Raw genomic sequence first — 15,711 nt, 5'->3', positions numbered from 1 at the left:
CTAAACGGATCGGCATCTCAGCAGAGAGATGGACGGGAGCACAGCGATGAAGCTCCGGATCCGTTTAGCTTGGGGGCTTGGCGCAATGTTCTCAATGACATGCGTCAATGTTGATGCCGTTTAAACTCACACTTCTCGTACGCGAACGCTCATCCACAACGCCGCCACGGCCAAAAGTGTCGCCAGCCAGTACACGGCGTAATGGCCCAGGTTTTCCACCAATGCGCCCTGCAGCACCCCGGCCAGGATCACCCCGGTAGAAATACTGTTGGTAAACAGCGTTGTCGCCGCGCCTGGCCGTCCCGGCATCAGGTCCTGGAAATAGAGCATGCCGATACCGGCGATGATGCCGATAAAGATGGCGTTGAACAACTGCAATACCATCAGCGCCAGCTTGAATTTAAACACCACCAGCCCGGCATAAAACAGAATGCCTGCCACCACGGCGAACAGCATCATATTGCGTTTGCCGAAGCGTTTGACGTAATAACCGGCCAGCAGCATCGCCGGGATCTCCAGCCCGGCCGCCGTGCCCATCAGCAGCCCCGCCAGGTTCTCCGGCAGGCCCAGATCGGCGGTGATATACAGCGGCATGTCGATGATGTACATGGTATTGCAGGTCCACATCAGCACCGAGGCGATAAACAGCCGCCTGACATCCGGATTCCGCCAGGCGCTGACCGGGACAATCGGTGCCGAAGGCGCTGCGATTAGCGTATCGGCAGGTTCTACCGGCACAACACGCGGCACCGAAGGCAGCGTAAACCACACCAACAATGCACAGATTGCAAAAGTCGCCGCAGCAATGACGAACATCACCGTAAAGCCGTAATTCAGCGCCAGCGTAAACGACAGCGGCGGGCCAATGACCCATGCCAACGACAGCTGCGCACGCATGACCGAGCTGAACATCACCACTTCACGCGCCGAGCTGTCGGCATATTCCCGCGCCAGTGCGAAAATCTGCGGCATGGCGGTGTTGGCAATCGCCGACAGCAGCACCCCGGCCGTGATCAGCGTCAAATAGTCGCGGTTGAAGGCAAAAAGCAGGCAATTGCCGACCGCCATCAGGCAACACACCAGGATCAGCTTGCGTCGATCGCCGCGCGTGTCCGAGCGTTTGGCCAGCAGAAAACTGACCGCAATACCGACAATAGCGTTAACGGTATAGAACAGACCCACCCACAGCGGCCGGACTTTAACCTCGGTGGTTAAAAACAGGCTCAGGGTCGGTGCCAATAGCGCGCCGGCAATACCGGAAAGGAAAGCAATCAGCAGGAAAGCAGCAAAGACGGGATTAAAGCGGCGTGGCAGCCAATGCAGTCGTTTCATATCGTCGTCTCTGGGCTTTAATGCGGAAGACAGAACCTTAGGCCAAGGGGAAAAAAATGCAAGAATATCCCCGTGGCCCACAATAAAAAAACCAGTGGGTATGACCCCACTGGCTGGTGAACAACACCATTACTCAGAAACACTTTCGCTACCGAAGCCTCAGAGATGCTCGCGGTATTGCTTGTCCGTCATTGACGCGATATCCCATTGGGTCAGGTGGGCCAACATCTCCAGCCGCGCCTGTTCAGGCACCAGCCCCAACCAGTCGGCGTGCTGCCGACGTATCGCACTGAAGTAGCGCTGATAGAACTGTTTTGACAAGAAAACTTTCATCCGTCGCCCTCCCCCTTTCATTGAGGAAAATTATCGGCGTAATATAGGGAAAGATAAATTGATGGGTTACCGCCGGAGCCTTCCTCTTTTATGTCCACATCCCGATTGCAACAGCAGTTCATTCGCCTGTGGCAGCGCTGCCACGGTGAAACGACCGAAACCACGCTACAGGAGCTGGCCGAAGTGCTCAGCTGTTCCCGCCGCCATGTGCGTTCGTTACTGGGCGCCATGCAGCAGCAGGGCTGGCTGACCTGGCAGGCAGAGTCGGGGCGCGGCAAGCGTTCGCAACTGACCTTTCACTATACCGGTCTGGCGCTACAGCAGCAGCGTGCCGAGGAGTTGCTGGAGCAGGATCGTATCGATCAGCTGGTGCAGCTGGTCGGCGATAAAAACGTAGTGCGACAGATGCTGCTATCCCAGCTGGGCCGCAGCTTTCGTCAGGGTAAACATATCCTGCGCGTGCTCTATTACCGGCAACTGTACAATCTGTTGCCGGGTTCGGCGTTGCGGCGCTCGGAAACCCATTTGGCCCGACAGATTTTCAGCGGCCTGACGCGGATAAACGAGGAAAACGGGGAACTTGAATCCGACCTTTCTCATCATTGGCAAGCTTTAACGCCGTTGCATTGGCGATTTTATCTACGCCCGGCCATTCATTTTCACCATGGGCGCGAGCTGGAAATGGAGGATGTCATCCGTTCGCTCAGCCGGTTGATGCCACAACCGCTGTTCTCCCATATCGAACGCGTGACTTCGCCGACGCCTTACGTGATTGACGTGCATTTGCACGCGCCCGATTACTGGCTGCCGTGGCTGCTGGGCAGCGTGCACGCCATGATATTGCCGCGCGAGTGGCAGAGCCTGCCGGAATTCTCGCGCCATCCGGTAGGGACCGGCCCCTACAGCGTGGTGCGCAATCACCGCAGCCAGATGAAAATTCACGCCTTTGACGATTACTTTGGCTATCGCGCGCTGATCGACGAGGTCAATATCTGGGTGCTGCCAGAGGTGACCGAAGAACTGGTGCACTCCGGCGTACAGCTACAGGCGGACGATACCGGGAAAAACGAGCTGGAAAGCCGGCTGGAAGAAGGCTGCTATTTTCTGCTGTTCGATCAGCGCTCACCGCTGGCCGCCGATCCGATCATGCGCAGCTGGTTGTGTGAACTGATCAACCCCATTTCGCTCCTGAGCAATGCCGGCCCTGTTTATCAACGCTATTGGTCACCGGCCTACGGCATTCTGCCGCGCTGGCACCACAATCGCGCGCTGGCTTTGCAGCCCAAACCGGCCGGTTTGACCGAGCTGACCCTGACCTACTACAGCGAACACTCAGAGTTTCACGCCATTCAGCAGGCCATCGAACCCTTGCTCGCGCAGCACGGCATCAAGCTGAATATTCAGATTGTCGATTACGCTACCTGGCATAAAGGCGACGCGAGCACCGACCTGTGGCTCGGCAGCGCCAACTTTTACCTGCCACTGGAGTTTTCACTGTTCGCCACCCTGTATGAACTGCCGCTGATGCAGCACTGCATGAGTGAGGACTTGTCCGAAGATGCGGCGCTGTGGCGCGCCAATACGCTGCCGCTGGCGGATTTTTGCCAACGTCTGGTCAGCGGCCATCAATTGCATCCCCTGTTCCACCACTGGCTGCAACTGCATGGCCAGCGCAGCATGCGCGGCGTACGAATGAACACTCTGGGTTGGTTTGATTTCAAATCTGCCTGGTTTGCCCCCCCGGAAGCATAAGCACCTTTCACCGGCGCCCGTTAGTCTTTACAATGGCGCCGTCTCAACGGGGTGCAAAACGCCAGCGGCCGGTTTTGCTGAGAACAAACCCGTCGAACCTGATCCGGTCAATACCGGCGGAGGGATTTGAGCCCAGCGATCCGGCATCAGCCGCTTGCCCCCTCAGATACCCTTGCCCCCCTAAATTTTCAGGAGTGCAAAGTGGTCAAAAAAAGCCTGCCCTTGTTACTGTTGCTGTGCGCCGCATCGGTGTTCGCCAAGCCCACGCTGACGGTCTACACCTACGATTCCTTCGCCGCTGACTGGGGCCCTGGCCCGGCGGTTAAAAAGGCCTTTGAGGCCCAGTGCGATTGCGAGCTGAAATTTGTCGCGTTGGAAGACGGTGTCTCACTGCTTAACCGCCTGCGCATGGAGGGCAAAAACAGCGCCGCCGACGTGGTGCTGGGGCTGGACAACAACCTGCTGCAGGCTGCGCAACAAACCGGGTTATTCGCGCCAAGCGACGTCGACAGCAGCAAATTGAGCGTCCCGGGCGGCTGGCAAGACCAAACCTTCGTGCCTTATGACTACGGCTACTTTGCCTTCGTTTATAACAAAGAAAAGCTGAAGAACCCGCCCAAAAGCCTGCATGAGCTGGTCGACAGCAGCCAGAACTGGAAAGTGATCTACGAGGATCCGCGTACCAGTACCCCAGGTTTGGGTCTGCTGCTGTGGATGCAGAAAGTGTATGGCGATCAGGCACCGGCGGCCTGGCAGAAGCTGGCGAAGAAGACCGTCACCGTGACCAAGGGCTGGAGCGAAGCCTATGGCCTGTTCCTGAAAGGCGAAGGCGATTTGGTGCTCAGCTACACCACCTCCCCGGCTTACCATCTGATTGAAGAAAAAAAAGACGGTTACGCCGCGGCCAACTTCAGTGAAGGCCATTATCTGCAGGTGGAAGTGGCGGGCAAACTCAAGGCCGGCAAGCAGCCTGAGTTGGCGGAACGCTTTATGCAATTTATGGTATCCCCGGCGTTCCAAAATGCCATTCCTACCGGCAACTGGATGTACCCGGTGATCAAGACCTCACTGCCGGCCGGATTTGACCAAATGACCGTGCCGCAGACCGCCTTGCAATACAGCGCAGAAGAAGTGGCCAAACAACGCAGCAACTGGATCCGGGCATGGCAAACCGCCGTCAGCCACTGATCCCGCAGTGGCTCTGGCCGGGGCTGCTGGCCGCCGGCCTGATCCTGACCATCGCCGTGCTGGCGATGGGGTCGCTGTGGCGGCACGCCCCGGACAGCGACTGGCGTGGTTTATGGCAAGACAGCTACCTGTGGCACGTGGTGCGCTTTACGTTTTGGCAAGCCCTGCTGTCCGCGCTGATCTCGGTGCTGCCCGCGATTCTGTTGGCTCGGGCGCTCTATCGCCGCCGTTTCCCCGGCCGTCAGTTACTGCTGCGGCTCTGCGCCATGACGCTGGTGCTGCCGGTACTGGTGGCGGTGTTCGGCCTGCTCAGCGTCTATGGCCGCCAGGGCTGGTTGGCAATGCTGTGTGGCTGGCTGGGCATTAACTACAGTTTCACGCCTTATGGTCTGCAGGGCATCCTGCTGGCGCACATGTTTTTCAACCTGCCGTTGGCGACACGTCTGTTGCTGCAGGCGCTGGAAAACATTCCGGTTGAACAGCGCCAATTGTCAGCCCAGCTCGGCATGAGCGGTTGGCAGCAGTTTCGCTTTGTCGAATGGCCGGCGCTGCGCCGTCAAATCCTGCCGAGCGGCGCGCTGATCTTTATGCTGTGCTTCGCCAGCTTCGCCACCGTACTGTCGCTGGGAGGCGGCCCGCAGGCGACCACCATCGAACTGGCCATCTATCAGGCGCTCAGTTACGACTACGATCTCAGCCGCGCCGCCCTGCTGGCGCTGATCCAACTGACATGCTGCCTGGGACTGGTGATATTCAGCCAGCGGCTGAGCCAGGCGCTGCCGGTCGGCAATACCCATGCCCATATCTGGCGTAATCCGGAAGACAGCCTGTGGCGACGCATCAGTGACTTTTTGCTGATTGCCGCCGCGTTGCTGCTGCTGTTGCCCCCACTGCTGGCGGTGATCGCCGACGGCGCCAATCAAACGCTGGTCAGCGTCCTGCAGCAACAGGTGTTGTGGCAGGCGTTGTTCACTTCGTTGCGCATTGCTCTGGGGGCGGGCGTACTTTGTGTCGTGCTGGCCATGATGCTGCTATGGAGCAGCCGTGAGCTGAAGCTGCAACAGAGGCTCCGTTGGGGCCACGCGCTGGAGCTGAGCGGCATGGTGATCCTGGCGATGCCGGGCATCGTGCTGGCCACCGGTTTCTTCCTGCTGTTAAGCGACACCGTCGGGCTGCCGCAGTCGCCGTATGCGCTGGTGATCCTCACCAATGCGTTGATGGCCGTGCCCTATGCGCTAAAAGTGTTGGAAAACCCCATGCGCGACCTGGCCGAACGCTATAATCCGCTGTGCCTGTCGCTGGATATTCAGGGCTGGCAGCGGCTACGCTGGATTGAGCTGAAAGCGCTGCGCCGCCCGTTGGCCCAGGCGCTGGCCTTCGCCTGCGTGCTGTCGATCGGCGATTTCGGCGTGGTGGCGCTGTTTGGCAACGAACATTTCCGCACCCTGCCTTTTTACCTGTACCAGCAGATCGGCGCCTACCGCAGCAATGACGGCGCGGTCACCGCGTTGCTGTTGCTGCTGCTGTGCTTCCTGCTGTTTACCCTGATCGAACGCTTACCGGGCCGCCATGCTAAAGCTTGAAAAACTGACCTATCTGTATGAACACCTGCCAATGCGCTTCGACCTGCGTATTCAACCGGGCGAACGCGTCGCGGTGCTGGGTCCCAGCGGGGCGGGGAAAAGTACCCTGCTCAGCCTGATCGCCGGTTTTCTGCCGGCCGCCAGCGGCAGGTTGCTGCTTAACGGCAGCGACCACACCGGCACACCGCCGGCCAAACGCCCGGTCTCGATGTTGTTTCAGGAAAATAACCTGTTCGCCCACCTGACGGTGGAGCAGAACATCGGCTTGGGCCTGGATCCCGGCCTGCGGCTGAATGAAGAGCAGAAGCGGCAGTTGGCGCAAATTGCCCGGCAAGTGGGGCTGGAAGAACATCTGCCCCGCCTGCCGTCGCAACTCTCCGGTGGCCAACGTCAGCGCGCCGCCCTGGCGCGTTGCCTGATCCGCCAGCGGCCCATCCTGTTGCTCGACGAACCTTTTTCGGCGCTCGATCCGGCTTTACGCAATGAGATGTTGCAACTGCTGCAGGAAGTTTGCGACCAGAGAAACCTGACGCTGTTAATGGTATCGCACAACCTGGATGACGCCGCACGCATGGCGCCACGGACCCTGCTGGTGGTGGACGGCCGCATTTATTACGACGGCCCGACGCAGGCACTGCTGGACGGCAGCGCGCCGGAAGCCAAGGTGCTGGGCATTTCACACAAACCGTGATCTTCCGCCCGTTTTTTATGCTGTGCAAATAAACCTGTTGTGCGAATTTTTCGCCTGTGGTTTTATAAAAACCTGACTTTTTTTACTGATGATAAGGTTCCCTGTGATCGCATCCTCGCTGACTTCGACCCTACTAATTACCGCGCTACCAGCCGCGGTGGTCGTCGTGCGTGTGGTGGTGGTCGTCGGCAATGCGCCGTAGGGTCCGAATCAACGCATCGATTCCCAAACCCCGCCGGCGCAAACCGGGCGGGGTTTTTAGTTTTAGCCCCCTGCCCAGAAAAGCAAACCGGCCTTGAGAAAGGATAGGAACATGGCAATTTCGGGCACGCCACATCAAGGTAACCGCTTCACTGGCGCAGAGTTGATCGTTCATCTGCTGGAGCGTCAGGGCATCACCACCGTCGCCGGTATTCCCGGCGGCGCGGCACTGCCGCTGTATGACGCGCTGAGCCAAAGCACCCGCATTCATCACGTCCTGGCTCGCCACGAGCAGGGCGCGGGTTTTATGGCGCAGGGTATGGCACGCGCTAACGGTAAGGCGGCGGTTTGTATCGCCTCAAGCGGCCCGGGCGCGACCAATCTGGTCACCGCCATCGCCGACGCCAAACTCGATTCTATCCCGCTGGTGTGCATCACCGGCCAAGTGCCCTCTTCAATGATTGGTACCGACGCCTTCCAGGAAGTAGACACCTACGGCATCTCGATTCCTATCACCAAGCATAACCATTTGGTCCGCGATATCCGCGAACTGCCGCAGGTGATCTGCGACGCATTCCGCATCGCTGAATCCGGCCGCCCTGGCCCGGTGTGGATCGACGTACCGAAAGATGTGCAAACGGCGGTTATCAGCCTGGACGAACTGCCGCCGATCGCCGTTCCCGATGCGGCACCAACCTTTGAAGCCACCGCCGTGGCGCAGGCCGCCGCGATGATCAACCAGGCCAAACGACCGGTGTTGTATTTGGGCGGCGGCATCATCTGCGCCAACGCCTATCAGCAGGCCATTGAGCTCGCTGAACGCGCTAACCTGCCCACCACCATGACGCTGATGGCATTGGGCGCCATGCCGGTGCAGCATCCGTTGTCGCTGGGCATGCTGGGTATGCACGCGGCGCGCAGTACCAACTTTATTCTGCAAGAGGCTGATTTACTGATCGTGCTGGGCGCGCGCTTTGACGATCGGGCGATTGGCAAGACCGAGCAATTCTGTCCAAACGCCAGCATCATTCACGTAGATATCGATCGCGCCGAACTGGGCAAAGTCAAACAGGCCAATATTGCCATTCACGCCGACGTTGGGCAGGTACTGCAACAACTGCTGCCTCAAATCAAAGCGCAGCCACGCAGTGAATGGCTGAGTACCGTCAATGATCTCAAGCGCGAGTTCCCGTTCAGTATGCCTAACGCCGAAGATCCGCTGAGCCACTACGGGCTGGTGTTGGCTGCCGCGCACTGCGTGGACGAAAGCGCCATCATTACCACCGACGTGGGGCAACATCAAATGTGGGTGGCGCAAGCCTATCCGCTGAGCCGGCCGCGCCAGTGGCTGACCTCCGGCGGGCTGGGCACCATGGGCTTCGGCTTGCCGGCAGCGATCGGCGCAGCCTTGGCCGAACCCCAGCGCAAGGTGCTGTGTTTCTCCGGCGACGGCAGCCTGATGATGAACATTCAGGAAATGGCAACCGCCGTCGAGCATGACCTGGACGTGAAAATCATCCTGATGAACAACCAGGCGTTGGGGTTGGTGCACCAGCAGCAAACGCTGTTCTACCAGCAGCGCATCTTCGCCGCCGCCTATCCCAAGCGCACCGACTTTATCAAGATTGCCGCCGGCTTCGGGATGGACACCTGCGATTTGAATGCCGCAGAAGATCCGCAGGCGGCACTGGCCGAAGCGCTCCAACGCCCGGGCCCTTGCCTGATCCACGCGCTGATTGATATTAATGAAAAAGTTTTCCCTATGGTGCCGCCGGGCGCTGCCAACATCGACATGATTGGAGAATAAGCCATGTCAGAACAACGCAATAACCCACAGGTGATCCTGGAACTGGCGGTACGTAACCACCCTGGCGTGATGTCGCACGTATGCGGTCTGTTTGCCCGCCGCGCCTTCAACGTGGAGGGCATTCTGTGCCTGCCGCTGAAAGACGGTAAGCAAAGCCGCATCTGGCTATTGGTGGCGGACGATCAACGTTTGGTGCAGATGATCAGCCAGGTAGAAAAACTCGAAGATGTGCTGCAGGTAAAACGCCACAGTGAAGACGTGCGGGTGTTTGAACAGCTGGAAGCCTTCTTCCAGTAAGGTGCAAAGGGGCGTCACGCCCCCTTGTTATTGACCGGCCAGCACTTTCCACAGCAGGTGACGGTAGACCGGCATCAGCGGTTGCTGGTGCAGGTAATAAAAGGTGCCGATCGCCAATCCCCAGCTCAGGACGCAGGCCATCCGCAGACGTACCGGTGACAGCCACTTGCCAAGCCGGTCGGCGCTGCGTTTGCCCACGCGCCACCATCGCCAGCTCAGCCAGGCGGCCAGCCAAATCAATACCACTACCGCAAACAGCAGCCACTTAAATAACGCGCTGTTGGCGCTGGCAGGGATGTCGATGGCTACGCCGGCCAAAATACCCGGGAAGAAATAGACTGGCGGCCAGGCAATACAGCCGATGATGTTAGGCAACGCGAATTTATACGGCGGCAAATCGAGCATGCCGGCCACCATCGGCACCAGCGGGCGCGTTGGGCCGACAAAACGCCCAATCAGGATGGTCGCCATACTGTGTTGATGCAACGCGTGCTCGGTCTTGTCCAGCATCGCTTTGTTCTTCTTCAAGAATGACCAGCGGTGCAGCGGCCCCTTGAAGGCGCGGCCGATAAAGTAAGAAATCCAGTCGCCCAACAGGCAACCCACGATGCCCGCCGCCCAGGCGTAATAGAAATCTACCTGACCGCTGCCGATCAACGCACCGATACTGGCCATCATGACCGTGCCGGGCAGCAACAGCCCCACCAGCGCCAGCGATTCCAGAAACGCGACAAACATGACCACCATCAGAGTGAAAGCCAGTGATTGGGTGATCAAATGTTGTAAATAGGCTTCCATTAAACCTCTGTTCGTTATCCAAAGCGCGTGGGCGTGGGATTGTCCGGTGCGGCCGGGAGCGAGTCAACCGGTGAATTGTATGCTTTTTTGGCAGAGCTGTGCCGCCATGGACAATGACTGTATAAAAACCCATACTATAATTTATCTATCTCCCCTTTCAGCTTAGCTTCTCAGGAACAGCGTGATGTCACTCCAACAGGGTTTCTTGCTCACCCGCCACTGGCGTGATACGCCTGCCGGCACCGAGGTGGAGTTTTGGCTGGCGACCGACAATGGGCCGCAGCAACTCCGTCTGGCGCCGCAGACCTCCGTAGCCTTTATCCCGGCCGAACAGCGCCAGCGCGCCGAACTGCTGCTGCGTGAGGAGCGGCAACTGGAACTGAAACCCCTGCCGTTGACTGACTTTCACCATCGCCCGGTGGTGGGGCTGTACTGCCGTCAGCACCGCCAATTGATCAAGCTGGAAAAATTGCTGAAAGACGGTGGCGTCAATGTCTACGAGGCCGATATCCGTCCGCCGGAACGCTACCTGATGGAGCGTTTCATCACCGCACCGGTGTGGTTCAGCGGTCAGGCAAACGGTAATGGCCTGCTGCAGGGCGGCCAAATGAAACCGGCGCCGGAATACCGCCCAACCTTGAAGCTGGTCTCTCTGGACATTGAAACCACCGCGCACGGTGAGCTGTACTCGATTGCCCTGGAAGGCTGCGGTCAGCGCCAGGTTTATATGCTCGGGCCTGCCAACGGCGGCAATGAGCCGCTGGATTTTGAGTTGGAATACTGCGTCAGCCGCCCGCAAATGCTGGAACGACTGAACCAATGGCTTGAGCAGCACGATCCCGACGCCATTATTGGCTGGAACCTGGTGCAGTTCGATTTACGCGTGCTGCAAAAACACGCCGAACGCTATCAGATCCCATTGAGACTGGGCCGTGGCGGCAACCTGCTGGAGTGGCGCGAACACGGTTTCAAACAGAATCACTTTTTCGCTTCCGCCGCCGGTCGCCTGATTATCGACGGCATTGAAGCCTTGAAATCCGCCACCTGGAACTTCCCTTCGTTCAGCCTGGAATACGTGTCGCAAACGCTGCTGGGAGAAGGCAAGTCTATCGATAACCCGTACCAGCGCATGGCCGAAATCGACCGACGCTTTGCCGAAGACAAGCCCGCGCTGGCGCGTTACAACCTGAAAGACTGCGAACTGGTTACGCGGATTTTTGCCAAAACCGAGTTGCTGACCTTCCTGCTGGAACGCGCCACGGTTACCGGGCTGGCAGCCGACCGCAGCGGCGGTTCGGTGGCCGCCTTCAGCAATCTGTATATGCCGCGCATGCATCGGCTGGGTTTTGTGGCCCCCAACCTCGGCGAACAGCCCGAGGAACACAGCCCCGGCGGGTTTGTGATGGATTCGCAACCCGGCCTGTATGACTCGGTGCTGGTGCTGGATTACAAGAGCCTGTACCCCTCGATCATCCGCACTTTTCTGATCGACCCGGTCGGCTTGGTGGAAGGAATGCGGCACCCAGGCGATGCGGACTCGGTGCCCGGTTTTCGCCACGCGCGTTTTTCGCGCAGCAAGCACTGTTTGCCAGCGATCGTCGAGCAGATTTGGCAAGGTCGTGAAGCGGCGAAACGTCAGCAGAACAAAGCCCTGTCGCAGGCATTGAAGATCATCATGAACGCGCTGTATGGCGTATTAGGATCGAGCGGCTGTCGCTTTTTCGATCCCCGATTAGCCTCGTCGATCACCCTGCGCGGCCATGAGATCATGCGGCAAACGCGCGAACTGATCGAGGCGCAGGGGTATCAGGTGATCTACGGCGATACCGACTCGACCTTCGTTTGGCTCAAACAGCCGCATGACGAGCAGCAAGCGGCGCAAATAGGCCGAACGCTGGTGCAACAGGTGAACCAATGGTGGCAACAGCATCTGCAGCAAGAGTACGGGCTGGAAAATGCGCTGGAACTGGAGTTTGAAACCCATTACTCGCGTTTCCTGATGCCCACCATTCGCGGCGCCGAGCAGGGCAGCAAGAAACGTTACGCCGGGCTTATCGCCCAGCCAGACGGCAGTGAAGAGATGGTCTACAAGGGATTGGAAACGGTGCGTACCGACTGGACGCCGCTGGCGCAACAGTTTCAGCGTCTGCTGTATGAACGCATTTTCAAACGCCAGCCCTACCAAGATTTTGTGCGTGAATACGTTAGTCAAACGCTTAACGGCGAGTTCGACGATCGGCTGGTCTACCGCAAGCGTCTGCGCAGGAAGCTGGACGACTATCAGCGCAACGTTCCGCCGCATGTGCGCGCAGCACGCATCGCCGACGACTATAATCGTCAGCAGGGACGACCGTTGCAATACCAAAACGGCGGCTGGATCAGCTATATCATGACCGTGGCCGGGCCGGAGCCGCTGGAGACCCAGCAGTCGGCGATTGATTATCCCCATTATCTGGAGCGCCAGCTGCAGCCGGTGGCTGACGCTATACTGCCATTTTTACATGACGATTTTACGACGCTGGTGACCGGGCAGATGGGACTGTTTTGACATTCCACCCGCCAAGCGGGCTTTGGTGAAGGGTTAAGAAAAATCATCGGGTTTTGCAGGTGACGAACGCGTCGCCTTCCATTACCATAGCGCCCTTCCCAAATTCTGGACCCACACACCCCCCATGTCGTCTGACGATGTATGCATGGGATGAATAGCTATTGCCCGCCATATTAAAATAAATCGGGATTAGCAGACGTTTGATACGGGTGCCGCGGCCCTTTCCGCCCGGTAACAAGACTTACTTAAAAGAATCGAGCCGACAATATATGCCTTTTACACTTGGTCAACGCTGGATCAGCGATACGGAAAGCGAATTAGGACTGGGAACCGTCGTGGCACTGGATGCACGCATGATTACCCTGCTTTTCCCCGCAACCGGTGAAAACCGCCTCTACGCCAGAAATGACTCGCCAATCACCCGCGTGATGTTCAACCCGGGCGATACCATCAGCAACCACGAAGGGTGGGAGCTGCAGGTCGAAGAGGTCAAAGAGGATAACGGTCTGCTGACCTATATCGGCACCCGCCTGGATACCCAGGAGAGCGGTGTGGCGATGCGCGAAGTGCTGCTGGACAGCAAATTGACCTTCAGCAAGCCGCAGGATCGCCTGTTTGCCGGCCAGATCGACCGTATGGACCGTTTCGCCCTGCGTTTCCGCGCACGCAAATACCAGAGCGAGCAGTACCGCCTGCCGTTTGCCGGCCTGCGCGGCATGCGTGCCAGCCTGATCCCGCACCAGTTGCATATCGCCTATGAAGTCGGCCAGCGCCATGCGCCGCGCGTTTTGTTGGCGGACGAAGTGGGACTGGGTAAAACCATCGAAGCCGGGATGATCATCCACCAGCAACTGCTGGCAGGCCGTGCCGAGCGCGTATTGATCGTGGTGCCGGAAACCCTGCAACACCAGTGGCTGGTCGAAATGATGCGCCGCTTCAACCTGTATTTCTCTCTGTTCGACGACAGCCGTTACTCAGAGGCCAAACTCGACAGCAGCAACCCGTTCGAAACCGAACAGCTGGTGATCTGTTCGCTGGACTTCGTGCGCCGCAACAAACAGCGCCTGGAAGAGTTGGCCGATGCCCAGTGGGACCTGCTGGTGGTGGATGAAGCTCACCACCTGGCCTGGAGCGAAGACGCACCAAGCCGTGAATACCAGGTGATCGAGCAGTTGGCAGAACACATTCCCGGCGTGCTGCTGCTGACCGCAACGCCGGAGCAGCTTGGCCAGCAAAGCCACTTCGCCCGTCTGCGCCTGCTGGATCCGAACCGTTTCCACGACTACCACGATTTTGTTGCCGAACAGCAAAAATATCGCCCGGTGGCCGATGCCGTCACCCTGCTGCTGAGCGGTGAGCGCCTGGCCGACGACAAGCTGAACCTGCTCGGCGAGCTGATCGACGAACAAGACATTGAACCACTGCTGAAAGCCGCCAACAGCGACGGCGAAAACAGCGAGCAGGCGCGTCAGGAGCTGGTCACCATGCTGATGGACCGCCACGGCACCAGCCGCGTGCTGTTCCGCAACACCCGCAACGGTGTCAAAGGTTTCCCGCACCGCAACCTGCACCAAATCAAGCTGCCGCTGCCGACCCAGTACCAGACCGCCATTAAAGTGTCCGGCATCATGGGCGCGAAGAAAACCGTTGAGGCTCGCGCGCGCGACATGCTCTATCCAGAGCAAATCTATCAGGAATTCGAAGGCGAGAACGCCACCTGGTGGAACTTCGATCCCCGCGTTGAATGGTTACTGAATTATCTGGTGGCCAATCGCCACGAGAAAGTGCTGGTGATCTGCGCCAAGGCCGCCACCGCGCTGCAATTGGAGCAAGTGCTACGGGAACGTGAAGCCATCCGCGCCGCCGTCTTCCACGAAGGCCTGTCAATTATCGAACGCGACCGCGCCGCCGCTTACTTCGCCTCCGAAGAAGACGGTGCCCAGGTGCTGTTGTGCTCCGAGATCGGCTCGGAAGGCCGTAACTTCCAGTTCGCCAGCCACCTGGTGATGTTCGACCTGCCGTTCAACCCGGACCTGCTGGAACAGCGTATTGGCCGTCTGGACCGTATCGGCCAGATGCATGACATTCAAATCATGGTGCCGTACCTGGAGAACACCGCTCAGGCAGTGCTGGGCCGCTGGTTCCACGAAGGGCTGGATGCCTTCGAGCATACCTGCCCAACCGGCCGTACCATTTACGACAGCGGCTACGAGCAGTTGATCGCTTTCCTGGCTTCGCCGACCGAACAGGAAGGGCTGGACGAGTTCATTCACGCCTGCCGTCAGCAGCACGACCAGCTGAAAATACAGTTGGAGCAGGGCCGTGACCGCCTGCTGGAAATGCACTCCAACGGCGGCGAGAAAGCGCAAGCGCTGGCGGAAGCCATTGCCAATCAGGACAACGACGTCAATCTGGTGGGCTTCGCGCTGAACCTGTTCGATATCGTCGGCATCAACCAGGACGATCGCAGCGACAACCTGATTGTGCTGACGCCGTCCGACCACATGCTGGTGCCGGATTTCCCGGGTCTGCCGCAGGACGGGTGCACCGTCACCTTCGATCGCGAGCAGGCTCTGTCGCGTGAGGATGCGCAGTTCGTCAGTTGGGAACACCCGATTATCCGCAACGGCCTGGACTTGATCCTGTCCGGCGATACCGGCAGCTGTGCAGTTTCCCTGTTGAAAAACAAGGCGCTGCCGGTCGGTACCCTGCTGGTCGAACTGGTGTACGTGGTCGAAGCGCAGGCGCCGAAGCACCTGCAGCTGACTCGCTTCCTGCCGCCAACGCCAATCCGCATGTTGATGGATCGCAAAGGTACCAATCTGGCCGCGCAGGTTGAATTCGAAAGTTTCAATCGCCAGTTGAACGCGGTCAACCGCCACACCTCCAGCAAGCTGGTCAACGCGGTGCAACAGGATGTGCACGCCATGTTGCAACAGGCGGAAAGTCTGGTTGAAGATCAGGCTCGCGCCCTGATCGAGCAGGCCAAACAGGAAGCGGATGACAAGCTGAGCACCGAGCTGGCACGTCTGGAAGCGCTGAAAGCGGTCAATCCAAACATTCGTGATGACGAAGTGGAAGCGCTGGAGTTCAACCGCAAGCAGGTGTTGGTCAACCTGAATGAAGCGGGATGGCGTCTGGATGCGATCCGTCTGGTGGTCGTTACTCACCAGTAACCCGT

At 58.7% G+C, this 15,711-nt stretch carries 12 protein-coding genes and 1 riboswitch; of the genes, 9 read left to right on the top strand and 3 right to left on the bottom strand.

The window, feature by feature from the left end; translation table 11 throughout:
- Nucleotides 1–126: 126 nt before the first annotated feature.
- Nucleotides 127–1,332, bottom strand: coding sequence for a sugar efflux transporter (locus tag LQ945_RS16825; RefSeq protein WP_270101282.1), 1,206 nt, complete (start codon nucleotides 1,330–1,332; stop codon nucleotides 127–129).
- Nucleotides 1,333–1,491: 159 nt separating this feature from the next.
- The gene (gene sgrT, locus LQ945_RS16820; RefSeq protein ID WP_071827067.1) at nucleotides 1,492–1,665 is read right to left on the bottom strand and encodes a glucose uptake inhibitor SgrT; all 174 of its coding nucleotides are present in this window, start codon (nucleotides 1,663–1,665) and stop codon (nucleotides 1,492–1,494) included.
- A gap of 90 nt (nucleotides 1,666–1,755) precedes the next feature.
- Here sgrT and sgrR point away from each other — a divergent pair, with 90 nt between their 5' ends.
- The 7 genes from sgrR to ilvN all read left to right on the top strand — a co-directional run bounded on the left by sgrR (nucleotide 1,756) and on the right by ilvN (nucleotide 9,184).
- Nucleotides 1,756–3,417 (top strand): HTH-type transcriptional regulator SgrR, encoded by a 1,662-nt coding sequence (gene sgrR / locus LQ945_RS16815; RefSeq protein WP_270101281.1) that lies wholly within the window; start codon nucleotides 1,756–1,758, stop codon nucleotides 3,415–3,417.
- 37 nt (nucleotides 3,418–3,454) lie between these two features.
- Nucleotides 3,455–3,560, top strand: a riboswitch (TPP riboswitch).
- A gap of 58 nt (nucleotides 3,561–3,618) precedes the next feature.
- On the top strand, nucleotides 3,619–4,605 hold the full coding sequence (gene thiB, locus LQ945_RS16810; RefSeq protein ID WP_044554157.1) for a thiamine ABC transporter substrate binding subunit: 987 nt from the start codon (nucleotides 3,619–3,621) through the stop codon (nucleotides 4,603–4,605).
- Nucleotides 4,581–6,188, top strand: a complete 1,608-nt coding sequence (gene thiP, locus LQ945_RS16805) for a thiamine/thiamine pyrophosphate ABC transporter permease ThiP (protein WP_044554156.1) — start codon at nucleotides 4,581–4,583, stop codon at nucleotides 6,186–6,188. The genes thiB and thiP overlap by 25 nt, the downstream gene beginning before the upstream one ends.
- On the top strand, nucleotides 6,175–6,879 hold the full coding sequence (gene thiQ / locus LQ945_RS16800; protein ID WP_044554155.1) for a thiamine ABC transporter ATP-binding protein ThiQ: 705 nt from the start codon (nucleotides 6,175–6,177) through the stop codon (nucleotides 6,877–6,879). Before thiP ends, thiQ begins: the two co-directional genes overlap by 14 nt.
- An 88-nt stretch (nucleotides 6,880–6,967) precedes the next feature.
- On the top strand, nucleotides 6,968–7,081 hold the full coding sequence (ivbL, locus tag LQ945_RS16795) for an ilvB operon leader peptide IvbL (protein WP_218167600.1): 114 nt from the start codon (nucleotides 6,968–6,970) through the stop codon (nucleotides 7,079–7,081).
- Nucleotides 7,082–7,192: 111 nt separating this feature from the next.
- The gene (gene ilvB, locus LQ945_RS16790; protein ID WP_270101280.1) at nucleotides 7,193–8,887 is read left to right on the top strand and encodes an acetolactate synthase large subunit; all 1,695 of its coding nucleotides are present in this window, start codon (nucleotides 7,193–7,195) and stop codon (nucleotides 8,885–8,887) included.
- Nucleotides 8,888–8,890: 3 nt separating this feature from the next.
- A complete protein-coding gene (gene ilvN, locus LQ945_RS16785) occupies nucleotides 8,891–9,184 on the top strand; it encodes an acetolactate synthase small subunit (protein ID WP_020825185.1) in 294 nt (97 codons plus the stop codon).
- Between the two features lie 27 nt (nucleotides 9,185–9,211).
- Here ilvN and LQ945_RS16780 read toward each other — a convergent pair whose 3' ends face one another.
- Nucleotides 9,212–9,982 carry a DedA family protein gene (locus LQ945_RS16780; RefSeq protein WP_270101279.1) on the bottom strand — a complete coding sequence of 257 codons (771 nt, stop codon included), beginning with the start codon at nucleotides 9,980–9,982 and terminating at the stop codon, nucleotides 9,212–9,214.
- A gap of 184 nt (nucleotides 9,983–10,166) precedes the next feature.
- Here LQ945_RS16780 and LQ945_RS16775 point away from each other — a divergent pair, with 184 nt between their 5' ends.
- On the top strand, nucleotides 10,167–12,530 hold the full coding sequence (locus LQ945_RS16775; protein WP_270101278.1) for a DNA polymerase II: 2,364 nt from the start codon (nucleotides 10,167–10,169) through the stop codon (nucleotides 12,528–12,530).
- Between the two features lie 269 nt (nucleotides 12,531–12,799).
- Complete coding sequence (gene rapA / locus LQ945_RS16770; protein WP_182820654.1) at nucleotides 12,800–15,706, top strand: RNA polymerase-associated protein RapA; 2,907 nt, start codon at nucleotides 12,800–12,802, stop codon at nucleotides 15,704–15,706.
- Nucleotides 15,707–15,711 lie beyond the last annotated feature (5 nt).

Source organism: Serratia liquefaciens (assembly GCF_027594825.1).
In the GTDB taxonomy this organism is placed as follows: Bacteria; Pseudomonadota; Gammaproteobacteria; order Enterobacterales; family Enterobacteriaceae; genus Serratia; species Serratia liquefaciens_A.
Note: the sequence above shows the minus strand (reverse complement) of the source record. Positions and strands in the feature narration are given on the sequence as shown.